Below are 14,030 nucleotides of genomic sequence, written 5' to 3'. Positions count from 1 at the left end.
ACTCCCGATGAGCAACCAGAACCCTCCCGCGTCCGACGCCCCCGAGGTGTCCGAGCGCGACGTCGCCGCCATCGCCGCCCAGCTCGGCCGCGTCCCGCGCGGGCTGCGCGGCGTCGCCCACCGCTGCCCGTGCGGCAACCCGGACGTGGTGGAGACCGCGCCCCGGCTGCCCGACGGCACGCCGTTCCCGACGCTCTACTACCTGACCTGCCCCCGGGCCGCCTCGCTGATCGGGACGCTGGAGGCGGACGGCGTGATGAAGGAGCAGACCGCCCGGCTCGCCGAGGACCCGGAGCTCGCCGCCGCGTACCGGAGGGCGCACGAGGACTACATCGCCCGCCGGGACGCCATCGAGGTGCTGGAGGGCTTCCCCAGCGCGGGCGGCATGCCCGACCGGGTCAAGTGCCTGCACGTGCTGGTCGGGCACTCGCTGGCCGCCGGTGAGGGCGTCAACCCGCTCGGCGACGAGGCGATCGGGATGCTGGAGCAGTGGTGGGCCAAGGGCCCGTGCGTCAGCGAGGCCGAGGTCGACGCGGCCGGTGAGCGGGTCGCCCGCAACCGGGCCAAGGCCGCCGGGCAGGACCACGACGCGGTGATCGCCGCCAAGGAGGCGCTGAGCGCCGAGCGGGCCGCCCGCAGGGCCGCCGCCGGGGCCGACGGACCGGAGGACGAGTCGTGAGCAGCACCCGGGTCGCCGCGATCGACTGCGGCACCAACTCGATCCGCCTGCTGATCGCCGACCTCGACCCGGCCACCGGCGAGATCACGGACCTGGACCGGCGGATGCTGATCGTCCGGCTCGGCCAGGACGTCGACCGCACCGGGCGGCTGCACCCCGAGGCGCTGGCCCGCACCTTCGCGGCCTGCCGCGAGTACGCGGAGGTCATCGCCGCGCACGGGGTCACCCCGGACCGGATCCGGATGGTCGCCACCTCCGCCTCCCGGGACGCCGAGAACGCCGCCGAGTTCACCGCCGGGGTCGAGGAGATCCTGGGCGTCACGCCGAGCGTGGTCAGCGGCGACGAGGAGGCCCGGCTGTCCTTCACCGGCGCCACCCGCGAGCTGCTCGGCGGCCCGCACCGGCCGCCGTACCTGGTGTTCGACCTGGGCGGGGGCTCCACCGAGTTCGTGCTCGGCGAGCAGGAGGTGCGGGCCGCGTACTCGATGGACATCGGCTGCGTGCGGATGACGGAGCGTCACTTCGCGGGCGGGCAGCCCACCGAGGCGCAGATCGAGGCCGCGCGGGCCGACATCCGGGCCGCGCTGGACACCGTCGCCGGGGTCGTCCCGCTGGACTCCGGCGCGACCCTGGTCGGCCTGGCCGGGACGGTCACCACCGTCGCCGGGATCGCCCTGGAGCTGCCCGGCTACGACTCCGAGCGGATCCACCACGCGGTGGTCGGCGTCGAGCGGGTGCGGGAGGTCGCCCGCTGGCTGCTGCACTCCTCGCACGCCGAGCGGGCCGCCGTGCCGGTCATGCACCCCGGCCGGGTGGACGTGATCGCCGCGGGCGCGCTCGTCCTGCTGGAGGTCATGGAGCGCACCGGGGCCGCCGAACTGCTGGTCTCCGAGCACGACATCCTGGACGGGATCGCCTGGTCGATCGCCTGATCCACCGAGCCGTCGAGAGGCCGTCGGAGGCCGTCGGAAGGCCCCCGGAGGGCGTGCGGGAGACCCCCGCGGGCCGTTCCGGGGGCCTTCCGGCGTGTCGCGGCGAGAACCTTCGTGAATTTCTTCACATGGCAATCCAGCCTTTCGACCCACTCCGAGCCACTGCGGCGACCGAAATGTGGACCGAAGGCGCTGTCGGCGGGTCGCTCGTGGGATCGCAGGCAACCTGCCGTTCATCCCGGAGAAATCGAAACCCCGCTCGGGAACCCGTGCGGCGCCGGGATCGTTGCTGCTCAGCGCGGCACTGCGGCCCGGCCCGCCCGCCGCGGGTGGCCGGCAGGGGCGGGGAGGCCCCGTCGGGGCGGAAGTGCGGGCGCGCAGTGTATCACCAGGTGTCCAGGGGCTTGTGACGGGCCTCACGAATGGCCCGTCAGGCGGGGGTGGATACTTTCGGATATGAGCACCACGGAGCGTCCTCGCATCCTCATTGTCGGCGGTGGTTACGTCGGCCTGTATGCCGCGATGCGCATCCTCAAGAAGATGCGTTACGGCGAAGCGACCGTCACGGTCGTCGACCCGCGGTCGTACATGACGTACCTGCCCTTCCTCCCCGAGGCGGCCGGCGGCAACGTCGCCCCTCGCAACCTCGTCGCGCCGCTGCGCAGCGCCCTCAAGAAGGCGGAGGTGCTCACCGGTCACGTGACCGAGGTGGACCACGCCCGCAAGGTCGCCACCATCCAGCCCGCAGCCGGCGAGTCCTACGAACTGCCCTTCGAGTACCTGGTCGTCGCGACCGGCTCGGTGTCCCGCACCTTCCCGATCCCGGGTCTGGCGGAGCACGGCATCGGCATGAAGACGGTCGAGGAGGCGATCAGCCTCCGCAACCACGTCATGGCGCAGCTCGACAAGGCCGAGTCCACCACGGACGAGGACGTCCGGCGCAAGGCCCTGACCTTCGTGGTCATCGGCGGTGGCTTCGCCGGCATCGAGACCGTCGCCGAGATCGAGGACATGGCGCGCGACGCCGCCAAGATCTACAAGACCGTCAGCCGTTCCGACATGCGCTTCGTGGTGGTGGAGGCGGCCAACCGCATCCTCCCCGAGATGGGCCCGGACCTCGGTCTGTGGACCAAGGGCCGCCTGGAGGAGCGCGACATCGAGGTCTACATCGAGACCTCGATGGAGTCCTGCGTCGACCAGCACGTGGTGCTGAAGAACGGCATGGAGTTCGACGCCTCCACCATCGTGTGGACCGCGGGCGTCAAGCCCAACCCGGTGGTCAACCGCTTCGGCCTCCCGCTCGGCCCGCGCGGCCACGTGGACACCGCGGCGACCCTCCAGGTGCAGGGCTTCGACTACGTGTGGGCCGCGGGCGACAACGCCCAGGTGCCCGACCTGGCCGCCGGTGAGGGCGCCTGGTGCCCGCCGAACGCGCAGCACGCCGTCCGCCAGGCCGCCGTCCTCGGTGACAACGTCATCGCGGGCATGCGCGGCTTCCCGCAGGCCGAGTACAAGCACAAGAACCTCGGCGCGGTGGCCGGCCTCGGCCTGCACAAGGGCGTGGCGATCCTGTTCGGCAAGATCAAGCTCAAGGGCCGCCTGGCCTGGTGGTTCCACCGCGGCTACCACGGCGCGATGGTCCCGACCATGAACCGCAAGATCCGGGTCTTCACCGACTGGACCCTGGCGATGTTCCTCAAGCGCGAGACGGTCGGCCTCTCCGAGATGGAGAAGCCCTTCGACGCCTTCCAGGAGGCGACCGCCCCCGCGCCGAAGCCGGCCGCCGCGGCCGCGCCGGAGAAGGAGCTCGCCGCGAGCAAGTGAGTCGCGAGCGAAGAGCGACCAGACCCGACACAGGTCGGGTACGAGTCGGAGGCCCTCCGCCCGGCAGCGCCGCCGGACCACGACCTCCGTGGTGCTCAGCCGGCCCCGCCACCGGGCGGAGTACAGCAGGAAGTTGACGAAGGCCCCCACCCTCCACCGGGTGGGGGCCTTCGGGCGTTCCGGGGGCGGTCGCCTCCCCGGCGGGGCGTCAGGAGGGCTCGGCGGGGGCGGTGCGGTCGGTCAGCCGCTCGTGCCGCTGGCGGGCGGCCTGCGGCGTGCCCAGGCCCAGTCCGAAGGCGATCTCCTGCCAGGTCATCCCGCGCCCGCGGGCCATGGTGAGCAACCCGGCCTCCAGCTCGTCGAGTTCGGCCCGCACCAGGGGCAGCAGGGTCAGCGCGGCCAGCACGTCGGCCCGGTCGACCTCCGGCTCGCCCTCCTCGGCCAGGGCCGCCCCGCTGAGCAGGAAGGCGACCAACCGCACCGCCTCGTGCGGGGCGAGCATCGCGGGGTTGGTCTGCCGCTGCCGCTGCCCGTCGGTGGCGGCGTGCCGCTCGGCGATCCGGAACAGCGAGGCGTACACCCGCTGGGAGCGGGCGGCGGCGGGGTCGGGCGGGGCGAACGGGTCGGTGCCGGCGGGCGGCGGGGGCGGGGTGTCGGCCATGGACCCAGGATGCTCCCTGAACGCAACCTGGTCAATGATTCGTTGTGAACGAGATGTTCAATTCCTCGGCGGAGTCGTGTCCGCCGGGTCACCAAGGGTTACGGAGAGTGGGCAGGAGAGTGCCCAGAGCCGGACTCGAACCGGCACGGCCTCGCGGCCAAGCAGTTTTAAGCTGCCCGTGTCTGCGTTCCACCATCTGGGCCAGGGAGCGCGGCTGACTCAGGCACTGAGCCTAGTCGGACGGGCGACGGTTTCGCATATTTCCCGGCACGGAAGTTGTCATGCTTCCATGCCATCTGACGAAGCGTCTGGCGTTTCGGCCACACTTGGTCGTTTCTCGGCCACCGGGGCCCTCGGGGGAGGGGTCATACCGCAGGAGGAGACGGCGGCGGCGGGCCGTACGCCTGGGGGCGGTGGGCCAACCGTTCGCCGGGGCGACGTGGGCGGCGGGGGCCGCCGGGAGGATGGAGTAGCGGTCGAAGGAGCCTGCGGGCCGACCGCCCCGTGACGAAACCCGCCCCTCCCGGACAGGAGTCCCCACCGTGAGCACCTCGACCGCGTACGCAGCCCACACCGGTGTGGCCGCGGCCCGCGCCACCGGTCTGAACAAGGTCTACGGCGAGGGCGAGACCCGCGTCGTGGCGCTGGACGACGTCTCGGTCGCCTTCGGGCAGGGCGAGTTCACCGCGATCATGGGCCCGTCCGGTTCCGGCAAGTCCACGCTGATGCACTGCATGGCCGGGCTGGACGCGGTCTCCTCCGGGTCGGCGACGATCGGCGACACCGAACTGGTCGGGCTGAAGGACAAGCAGCTGACCAGGCTGCGCCGCGACAAGATCGGCTTCATCTTCCAGGCGTTCAACCTGCTGCCCACGCTGACCGCGCTGGAGAACATCACGCTGCCGATGGACATCGCCGGCCGCAAGGTCGACCGGGCCTGGCTGGACCGGGTGGTGGAGACCGTCGGCCTCTCCGGCCGCCTCTCGCACCGGCCCGCCCAGCTCTCCGGCGGCCAGCAGCAGCGGGTGGCGTGCGCCCGGGCGCTGGCCTCCAAGCCGGAGATCATCTTCGCCGACGAGCCCACCGGCAACCTGGACTCCCGCTCCGGCGCCGAGATCCTCTCCTTCCTGCGCAACTCGGTGCGCGAACTCGGCCAGACCGTGGTGATGGTGACGCACGACCCGGTCGCCGCCTCGTACGCGGACCGGGTGGTGTTCCTGGCCGACGGCCGGATCGTCGACGAACTGCACCACCCCACCGCCGACTCCGTCCTGGACCGGATGCGCCGCTTCGACGCCAAGGGCCGCACCAGCTGACGGCCCGACGCCCCCGTCGACCCCGCCCGCACCGACCTCCCCAGGACTGACCCCATGTATCGCACCGCACTGCGCAACGTGCTGGCCCACAAGGGCCGACTCCTGATGACGGCCCTGGCCGTGCTGCTCGGCACGGCCTTCGTGGCCGGCACCCTGGTGTTCTCCGACACCATGGGCCGGGCCATGCGCAACAGCTACTCCACCAGCTTCTCGGACGTCTCGGTGCTGGTCTCCGCCACCGGCGGGGACGGCGGCGGCCCCGTCGACAGCGACGCCCCGCGCGGGGACCGGGCCGTGCTGACCGCCGACACCGTCAAGGAGCTGGCCGCGCTGCCCGGCACCGAGCGGGCCCGCGGCGTGGTCTCCGGGTTCACCGCCGTCGCCGACAAGAAGGGCGACCTGATCGGCAAGGCGTGGAGCTCCCGCGGCGCCAACTTCGTCCCGGACGCCTCCGGCGCCGACCCCCGCTACCCGATGGCCGAGGGCCGCGGCCCGCGCGCCGCGGGCGAGGTCGCGCTGAACCGGCAGGCCGCCGACAAGGCGGGCTACCACGTCGGCGACACCGTCCGGGTGGCCGGGAACGGCGCCGCCCGGGACGCGGTGCTCACCGGCGTCTTCACCACCGACGACCCGCAGGTCACCTCCGGCGGCACGCTGGCCCTGATGGACACCGCCACCGCCCAGCAGGAGCTGCTGGAGCCCGGCCGGTTCAGCTCGGTGGTGCTGACCGCCAAGCCCGGCACCAGCGAGGCCCAACTGCTCGACCAGGCCCGGGCGAAGGCCCCCGCCGAGGGCGTCGAGCTGCAGACCGGCCAGGAGCTCAAGGACGAGCAGACCAGGATGGTCGCCGACTCGGTCAGCGGCATGAAGACCATGCTGCTGGTGTTCGCCGGGATCTCGCTGTTCGTCGGCATCTTCATCATCGTCAACACCTTCACCATGCTGATCGCCCAGCGGATCAAGGAGCTGGCGCTGCTGCGGGCGGTCGGCGCCGGCCGCGGCCAGGTCACCCTGTCGGTGCTGGTCGAGGCGCTCGCGATCGGCGTGGTCGCCTCGGTCGGCGGCCTGCTCGCGGGCGTCGGCATCGGCGCGGGCCTGCAGTCGCTGGTGCACTCCTTCGACGAGGGCATGCCGACCGGCTCGCTGGTGGTCGCCCCGGTGACGGTCGTCGGCACCCTGGTGGTCGGCGTGCTGGTCACCGTGCTGTCGGCGCTGCTGCCCGCCGTCCGGGCCTCCCGGATCCCCCCGGTGGCGGCGATGAGCAGCGGCGAGCAGCCGACCACCCAGCGCGGCCTGGTGATCCGCAACTCGATCGGCGCGGTGCTGGCCGGCGCCGGCCTGGGCCTGATCCTGGCCGGTGCGAACGGCACCGGCTCGAACGCCCAGCACCTGCTGGAGTTCGGCGCCCCGCTCGCCCTGATCGGCGTGTTCGTCCTGCTGCCGCTGCTGTCGCGCCCGGTGATCGCACTGGTCGGCCCGGCGCTGGCCGGGGTGTTCGGCACCCCGGGCAAGCTGGCCCGGCTGAACGCGGTGCGCAACCCGCGCCGCACCGCCAGCACCGCGGCCGCGCTGACCATCGGCCTGACCCTGGTCACCGCGCTGACCGTGATCGGCAACTCGGTCACCAGCGCCGTCACTTCGATGGTCGGCGACACGATGAAGGCCGACTACGCGGTCAACATGGCCAACGGCCGCCAGCTGTCCACCGACCTGACCGGGCTGGTGGCGAAGGCGGACGGGGTGAAGGCGGTCAGCCAGGTCGACAACGTCTGGTGGGACATCGAGGGCGTCGGCAAGGACCGCGCCATCGAGGGCTACGACGCCGCCGCCTTCGACCAGTTGATCGACCTGACGATGAGGTCCGGCTCCACCGCGGCCCTCGGCCAGGACCAGGTGCTGGTCAACCAGGACTTCGCCACCAAGCACCAGCTGTCGGTCGGCTCCACCCTGCGGGCCACCGCGGCCGAGGGCGCGCCCGTGACGCTCACCGTCGGCGGCGTCTTCGAGGCCACCGAGGGCGTCTCCCCGATCGTGGCCCCCAACCGGCTGATCGAGGCCAACGACCCGCACCCGCTGGTCCAGCAGATCCTGGTCAAGGGCGTCGACGGCCCGACCTCCGCCCTGAAGCAGTCGATCAAGGACGCCACCGGCCGCAACCCGGTGATGGAGGTCCGGACCATGCAGGACATGGTCGACGACTTCAGCCGGATCATCTCGACCATGCTGAACCTGATGTACGGCCTGCTCGGCATGGCGGTGGTGGTCGCCGTCCTCGGCGTGATCAACACGCTCGCCATGTCGGTGTTCGAACGCAAGCGGGAGATCGGCATGCTGCGGGCGATCGGCCTGGAGCGGCGCGGCATCAAGCGGATGATCCGCCTGGAGTCGGTGGTGATCTCGCTGTTCGGCGCCGTGATCGGCGTCCTGCTCGGCTGCTTCCTGGCCTGGTCCGCCCTACGGATCCTGGCCTCCGAACTGAAGGGACTGACCACCGTGATCCCGTACGGCAGCGTGCTCCTCTTCCTCGGCCTCGCCGCCCTGGTCGGCATGGTCGCCGCCCTCTGGCCGGCCCGCCGGGCCGCCCGGATGGACATCCTGAGCAGCATCAAGACCGACTGACGCACCGGCGTCACGACGCACGTGGAGCCGCCCGCCCCTCCGACGAGGGGCGGGCGGCTCCCGCGCGCCGGGCGCGCCGACGGACCGTCAGCGGGTCTCGACGACGACCTTCTCGATCACCACGTCCTCCAGCGGACGGTCGTTGCGGCCGGTCTCGACGTTCACGATCGCGTCCACCACGCGCTGGCTGGCCGCGTCGGTCACCTCGCCGAAGATGGTGTGCTTGCCGGTCAGCCAGGTGGTCGGGCCGACCGTGATGAAGAACTGCGAACCGTTGGTGCCCGGGCCCGCGTTGGCCATCGCCAGCAGGTACGGCTTGGTGAAGGCGAGGTCCGGGTGGAACTCGTCGGCGAACTTGTAGCCGGGGCCGCCGGTGCCGTTGCCCAGCGGGTCGCCGCCCTGGATCATGAACCCGCTGATCACCCGGTGGAAGACCGTGCCGTCGTACAGCGGGGCGTTGCTGGGCTGCCCGGTGTTCGGGTCGATCCACTGGCGCTCACCCGTCGCCAGCTCCACGAAGTTCTTGACCGTCTTGGGGGCGTGGTTCGGCAGCAGCCGGATCTCGATGTCGCCCTTGTTGGTCTTCAGGGTGGCGTACAGCTCCTCGGCCATGGGGCCGCCTTTCTGGGTATGCATCAGGTGCGCCACCCACCCTGCCCCCTGGGTGGCCCTCCGCGCAGGCGACACGGGATCATCCTCACGACCGACGCGGAATACTTTGCCAAACCATTACTCTTGTGCTCTGTGTGGGTGGTGCCGTGCCGCCCCGGAAGGAATGTGATGAGAAGCAGGAACCCGGTCTTCTCGCGGGAGGGGTCCTTCACCCGCAACGACCAGTACGCGGGGTTCGGCACGCAGACGGCCGCCCAGCCGGGCCAGCAGGCGTACGGCAACCCGTACGCGGGGCAGCAGCCGCTGACCGACGAGCAGCTCGCCGTGATGTACGAGGCGCCGTCCGCCGGCCCGCTGCAGACCGGCCGGATGACCATGGACGACGTGGTCGCCCGGACGGCCATGACGCTGCTGACCCTGGTCGCCTTCGGTGCGGTGGCGTGGTTCACCGTGCCGATGGACAACTTCGCCCCGGCGATCGGCGCGGCCCTGGTCGCGATGGTCATCGGCTTCGTGATCAGCCTCAAGCGCAGCGTCAACCCGGGCCTGATCCTGGCCTACGCGGCGCTGGAGGGCTTCTTCCTCGGCGCGATCAGCAAGGCCTTCGAGACGCTCTGGCCGGGCATCGCGATCCAGGCCGTGCTGGGCACCTCCGCGGTGTTCGCGGCGACGCTGTTCGCCTACAAGAGCGGCCGGATCCGGGTCACCCCCCGGTACACCCGGATCGGCATCTCGATCGCCATCGGCTTCGTCCTGCTGATGCTGGTCAACACGGTGGCGATGCTCTTCGGCGCCGACTTCGGCCTGCGCTCCGGCCCGCTCGGCATCCTGGTCGGCCTGGTCGGCATCGCCCTCGGCGCGTTCTTCCTCACCCTCGACTACGCCGAGATCGAGGAGGGCATCCGCCACGGCGCCCCCGAGAAGGAGGCCTGGCGGGCCGCCTTCGGCCTGACGCTGTCGCTGGTGTGGATCTACATGGAGATGCTGCGCCTGATCGCCATCCTGCGCGGCGACGACTGACCGGCACCCGGTAGCTGAAGCGGCGGGCCCCGGAGGAACGTTCCTCCGGGGCCCGCCGCGTTCGGAGTGGTCGGCCGGGCCCTCTAGGCTCGGGGCCATGTCCGAGCAACTCCCCGCCGCCGCCGCGCGGCTGACCGCCGCCGTCGACCGGCTCGCCGACCGCTTCCGGGCGATGCCGCAGAGCCGCCTGCTGGGCACCGTCCCCGGGCACCCGTCGCGGGCCGCCGCGGTGCTCGCGCTGGCCCGGCGGCTGGCGGACGCCGGGCGGGCCCTGGAGGGGCTGCCCGCGCTGGAGGTCCCGGACTGCGGGGCCTTCGCGGTGGGCGACCAACTCGCCGTCACCGGGCACGACCTGGCGCTCGCCGCGGGCGACGGGCACCCGGACGTCCTGGCCGCCGCGCTCGCCGACGTCGAGGCCACCGACCTGGCCACCGCCTGACGGACCGTCAACCCCCCGGACGGCGACGGGGCGCCGAGCCGGCCCGGGCAACCCCTTGCCGGGCGGTCGGCGCCCCGTCGGTGCGGGCGCGGGCGGGCGGCCGTCAGATCGAGGCGACCACCCGGTCCGCGAGCACGTAGACCGTCTCGTCGTCGGTGGAGAAGGTCAGCGAGTACGAGCCGGAGAACCGGGAACCGCCGAGCAGCCGGACGTCCTCACCGGCCCGGACGGCGTCGATCAGCCGGTACGCGGCCTCCCGGTCGCCGGGCGCGACGCACAGCGTGGTGCCGTCGGCGAAGGCGTACACGTCCAGGGTGCCGAGCGGGCCGGGGCGGACGTCGGTCAGCGCGATCCGCTCCTCGGCGAGCGCGGCCAGCCGGTCGTCGGTCCACTCGCGGGACGGGGTCGGGCTGGGCACGAAGTCCGGGTGCGAGGGGTGGCGGCGCGGGTCGGGCGCGGCGGCGGGCTCGGTCTCGGCGTCCAGCAGCCCGGCCTCCAGGCCGGTGGCCAGCAGGTCGGCCTCCCGGCGGGCCTTCACGTCGCCGTTGTCGCCGGGGGCGGGCAGACCGCCGCCCTGCGCGGGGTGCCCCTGCGCGGGGTGCGCGGCGCGGGCGCCGCCGGCCGGGGTGCCGTCCGCCGGGTCGTCCTTGATCAGGTCCTCCAGCGCGTGGCGCAGTGCCTCGCCGAACTCCGGGTCCATCACGCCGTTGTTGTCGGCGGCGTCCTGCGGGCCGGTCGGGCGCGGGAAGAAGATCGGCCAGTCCTCCCCGATGGTGGTGAACGGGGTGTCGAACAGCGGGGAGTCCTCGGCGGCGCGGGCCTCCTGCTCGGCCCAGAACGCCCGGGCCTCGGTGATCTCCCGCTCCCGGTCGGCGGCCAGCGCCTCCGCGACGGCGCGGCGTATCAGTGCCTCGTCCACCTGCGGGGCGGACTGCCGCGCGTCCAACTTCCGTGCCAGTGCGCGGAGGTGGAGCAGGACGGCGGCGGTCAGGACGATCAGTACCAGCAGCAGGGGGAGGTAGACGGCGCTCACGGAACGTACTCCCAACGAGGAGCGGAACGGGGTTACGCCTCCACACTGCCGTATCGGCGGCCGTTACTGCAGTGGCTGATGTCGGATTTGTCTGTGACTTTCCTACTTGTCCTCAAATTGTTAGGTAATACCTTTCTACGCTGCGGAGTTGATCCAATCCGGTGCGTCGATCATTCGGTCGCGGAACGACGAAAAACGGGCCGGACCACACCCGCGGTGTGATCCGGCCCTCAATTACGCAGTGTCACTCCGAATGGATGAGACGCGCGCCACAGCGGCCCCCTCCGGGTCAGCTCAGGCGCTCGATCACCATCGCCATGCCCTGCCCGCCGCCCACGCACATGGTCTCCAGGCCGAACTGCTTGTCGTGCCACTGGAGGGAGTTGATCAGCGTGGTGGTGATCCGGGCGCCGGTCATGCCGAACGGGTGCCCGACCGCGATCGCGCCGCCGTTCACGTTCAGCCGGTCCAGGTCCACGCCGAGGTCCCGGTAGGACGGGATGACCTGGGCCGCGAACGCCTCGTTGATCTCCACCAGGTCGATGTCGCCGATCGACAGGCCGGCCCGCCGCAGCGCCTGCTTCGACGCCTCCACCGGGCCGTAGCCCATGATCTCCGGGGAGAGCGCGGAGACGCCGGTGGACACCACCCGGGCCAGCGGCGTGATGCCCAGCTCGCGCGCCTTGGTGTCCGACATGACCACCAGCGCGGCCGCGCCGTCGTTCAGCGGGCAGCAGTTACCAGCCGTGACGGTACCGTCGGGGCGGAACACCGGCTTCAGCCCGGAGACCGCCTCCAGCGTCACGCCCGCGCGCGGGCCGTCGTCCGCGCTCACCACCGTGCCGTCCGGCAGCGTCACCGGGGTGATCTCGCGCTGCCAGAAACCGGCCGCGATCGCCGCCTCCGCCAGGTTCTGCGAGCGCACGCCGAACTCGTCCTGCTCGGCCCGGGTGATCCCCTTCAGCGCGGCCAGGTTCTCCGCGGTCTGCCCCATCGCGATGTACGCGTCCGGCAGCAGGCCGTCCTCGCGCGGGTCGTGCCACTCGCCGCCGCCGGTCTCGGCGCGGTGCTTGGTGCGCGCCTGCGCCTCGTCGAACAGCGGGTTCGTGGTGCCCGGCATGCCGTCCGAGGTGCCGTTGACCGAGCGGGAGACGGTCTCGACGCCCGCCGAGACGAAGACGTCGCCCTCGCCCGCCCTGATCGCGTGCAGCGCCATCCGGGTCGTCTGCAGGGACGAGGAGCAGTAGCGGGTGATCGTCGCGCCCGGCAGGTAGTCCATGCCCATCTGGACGGCCACGATCCGGGCCAGGTTGTGGCCCTGCTCGCCGCCCGGCAGGCCGCAGCCCAGCATCAGGTCGTCGATCTGCCGCGGGTCCAGCTGCGGGACCTTCGCCAGCGCGGCGCCGATCACCTGCGCGGTCAGGTCGTCCGGGCGGAGGTCCTTCAGCGACCCCTTGAACGCCCGGCCGATCGGCGAACGGGCGGCGCTGACGATGACGGCTTCGGGCATGGCGGGCTCCTCGCTGAGTGACCTCGGGGTGCGATCCGGTGGATCTCCGGGGAAAGTTACCGCTTGGTAGCCCCGGCGTCATCCGCCTCCGGATGTGAGTTCGCCGACGTGATCGCCCGCGGGCCGCCACCGCCGGCCAGCTCCGTCGGGCCCGCCCCGGTCGACTCCCCTCCCGGCTCCGCGTCCGGTTCCGCGTCCGCGCCGTGCGGGAGGGCCAGGCGGAAGCGCTGCTTCAGCGTCGCCCAGCGCCAGGTGCCGTTCGCCGGGCCCGCCGCCGTCACCTCCGTACCCGAACGACCAGCCGCCGCGGCGGCCGCCACCGCCACCGGCAGCACCGCCTGCGGCTCCACCGCGCCGCCCGCCTCCGGCGACTCCTGCGGCCACAGCCCCAGCGCCGCGCACAACGAGGGCAGCAGCGCCATCGACGCCGTCGCGTACCCCTGCGCCGACGGGTGGTAGCGGTCCGCGGCGAACAGCTCCGGGCGCGTCGCGAACTCCGGGCCCAGCAGCGAACCCAGCGAGACCGTCCGCCCGCCCGCCTCCACCACCGCGATCGTCTGCGCCGCCGCGAGCTGTCGGCTCAACCGCCGCGCCACCCACCGCAGTGGCGGCCGCACCGGCTTGATCGTCCCCAGGTCGGGGCACGTGCCCACCACCACGTGGCACCCCGCCGAGACCAGTGCGCCCACCGCCTCGCCCAGCTCCCGCACGCTGCGGGCCGCCGGGGCGTGCCGGGTCACGTCGTTCGCGCCGATCATCACCACCGCGACGTCGGGCCGGTGCGGCAGCGCCGAGACCAGCGCCAGCTGACGGGCCAGGTCCGAGGAGCGCGCCCCCGACTTCGCCACGTTCACCAACTGGACCCGGCGCTCCGCGACCGAGGCCAGCCCCGAGGCGAGCAGTGCGCCCGGGGTCTCCTGCGCCCGCTGCACCCCCAGGCCCGCCGCCGTCGAGTCGCCCAGGAACGCCAGCACCAGCGGCCGCCGCCGGTCCGCCGGATCGGCGAACCCCTCGCCGTACAGGCCGTCCGCCCGCGGCGGATCGCCCTCCAGCACCCCGATCGCCCGGATCGCCATCCGGCTCTCCGTCAACAGCACCCCCGCCAGCCCCACCCCCAGCAGCCCCAGCCCACCACCCCCGTACGCCGCCGCCGTGGCGATCCGCCGCGCCACCCGGGCCCTCGACGCCTGCGAGCCGGTCATCGGCAACCCCCTCTCCACTCCGCACACCGGTACTCCCACTCGTACCCCCCGCGCGCCCCGCCGTACCGGCCCGCCCATCCAGAACCACCCACCCGCCGGACCGGGAGCCGGGAGCCGGGAGCGCGGGGGCCTGGGGGAGGGAGCGCCTGTGCGGGCGGGCGGCGAGGTGGGACGAGATCGCCT

The 14,030-nt window shown here is 72.7% G+C and carries 11 protein-coding genes, 1 tRNA gene and 1 pseudogene; 7 read left to right on the top strand and 6 right to left on the bottom strand.

Features of this window, described 5'->3' with window-relative positions:
* Positions 1-7 precede the first annotated feature (7 nt).
* From QSK52_RS34255 to QSK52_RS34245, 3 genes and pseudogenes are all read left to right on the top strand, one after another.
* Positions 8-544 (top strand): annotated as a pseudogene (locus tag QSK52_RS34255) (DUF501 domain-containing protein); the annotation flags it as partial.
* Positions 545-675: 131 nt separating this feature from the next.
* On the top strand, positions 676-1,611 hold the full coding sequence (locus tag QSK52_RS34250) for a Ppx/GppA phosphatase family protein (RefSeq protein ID WP_285740155.1): 936 nt from the start codon (positions 676-678) through the stop codon (positions 1,609-1,611).
* A gap of 456 nt (positions 1,612-2,067) precedes the next feature.
* Complete coding sequence (locus QSK52_RS34245) at positions 2,068-3,435, top strand: NAD(P)/FAD-dependent oxidoreductase (protein ID WP_285740154.1); 1,368 nt, start codon at positions 2,068-2,070, stop codon at positions 3,433-3,435.
* A gap of 208 nt (positions 3,436-3,643) precedes the next feature.
* On the opposite strand, the gene QSK52_RS34240 is transcribed toward QSK52_RS34245, so the two are convergent.
* On the bottom strand, positions 3,644-4,096 hold the full coding sequence (locus QSK52_RS34240) for a DNA-binding protein (RefSeq protein WP_285740153.1): 453 nt from the start codon (positions 4,094-4,096) through the stop codon (positions 3,644-3,646).
* A gap of 120 nt (positions 4,097-4,216) precedes the next feature.
* A tRNA-Leu gene (locus QSK52_RS34235) sits at positions 4,217-4,298 on the bottom strand.
* Between the two features lie 340 nt (positions 4,299-4,638).
* Here QSK52_RS34235 and QSK52_RS34230 point away from each other — a divergent pair.
* The gene (locus tag QSK52_RS34230) at positions 4,639-5,412 is read left to right on the top strand and encodes an ABC transporter ATP-binding protein (protein WP_285740152.1); all 774 of its coding nucleotides are present in this window, start codon (positions 4,639-4,641) and stop codon (positions 5,410-5,412) included.
* A 54-nt stretch (positions 5,413-5,466) separates the two neighbouring features.
* Positions 5,467-8,031: an ABC transporter permease gene (locus QSK52_RS34225; protein WP_285740151.1), complete on the top strand. Its 2,565-nt coding sequence runs from the start codon at positions 5,467-5,469 to the stop codon at positions 8,029-8,031.
* Positions 8,032-8,118: 87 nt separating this feature from the next.
* On the opposite strand, the gene QSK52_RS34220 is transcribed toward QSK52_RS34225, so the two are convergent.
* Complete coding sequence (locus QSK52_RS34220) at positions 8,119-8,643, bottom strand: peptidylprolyl isomerase (RefSeq protein WP_285740150.1); 525 nt, start codon at positions 8,641-8,643, stop codon at positions 8,119-8,121.
* 168 nt (positions 8,644-8,811) lie between these two features.
* Between QSK52_RS34220 and QSK52_RS34215 the strand changes: the two genes are divergently transcribed.
* Both QSK52_RS34215 and QSK52_RS34210 read left to right on the top strand, forming a co-directional pair.
* The gene (locus QSK52_RS34215; protein WP_285740149.1) at positions 8,812-9,663 is read left to right on the top strand and encodes a Bax inhibitor-1/YccA family protein; all 852 of its coding nucleotides are present in this window, start codon (positions 8,812-8,814) and stop codon (positions 9,661-9,663) included.
* 97 nt (positions 9,664-9,760) lie between these two features.
* Positions 9,761-10,102, top strand: a complete 342-nt coding sequence (locus tag QSK52_RS34210; RefSeq protein ID WP_285740148.1) for a hypothetical protein — start codon at positions 9,761-9,763, stop codon at positions 10,100-10,102.
* A 103-nt stretch (positions 10,103-10,205) separates the two neighbouring features.
* On the opposite strand, the gene QSK52_RS34205 is transcribed toward QSK52_RS34210, so the two are convergent.
* From QSK52_RS34205 to QSK52_RS34195, 3 genes are all read right to left on the bottom strand, one after another.
* Complete coding sequence (locus QSK52_RS34205; RefSeq protein WP_285740147.1) at positions 10,206-11,135, bottom strand: hypothetical protein; 930 nt, start codon at positions 11,133-11,135, stop codon at positions 10,206-10,208.
* Between the two features lie 289 nt (positions 11,136-11,424).
* Positions 11,425-12,645: an acetyl-CoA C-acetyltransferase gene (locus QSK52_RS34200; protein ID WP_285740146.1), complete on the bottom strand. Its 1,221-nt coding sequence runs from the start codon at positions 12,643-12,645 to the stop codon at positions 11,425-11,427.
* A gap of 56 nt (positions 12,646-12,701) precedes the next feature.
* Positions 12,702-13,847, bottom strand: a complete 1,146-nt coding sequence (locus tag QSK52_RS34195) for an SGNH/GDSL hydrolase family protein (protein ID WP_285740145.1) — start codon at positions 13,845-13,847, stop codon at positions 12,702-12,704.
* Between the last annotated feature and the right edge of the window lie 183 nt (positions 13,848-14,030).

This window comes from Kitasatospora phosalacinea (assembly GCF_030268885.1).
Taxonomy (GTDB): domain Bacteria; phylum Actinomycetota; class Actinomycetes; order Streptomycetales; family Streptomycetaceae; genus Kitasatospora; species Kitasatospora phosalacinea_C.
The sequence above is the reverse complement of the archived record's forward strand: the minus strand, read 5'-3'. Positions and strand labels throughout refer to the sequence as shown.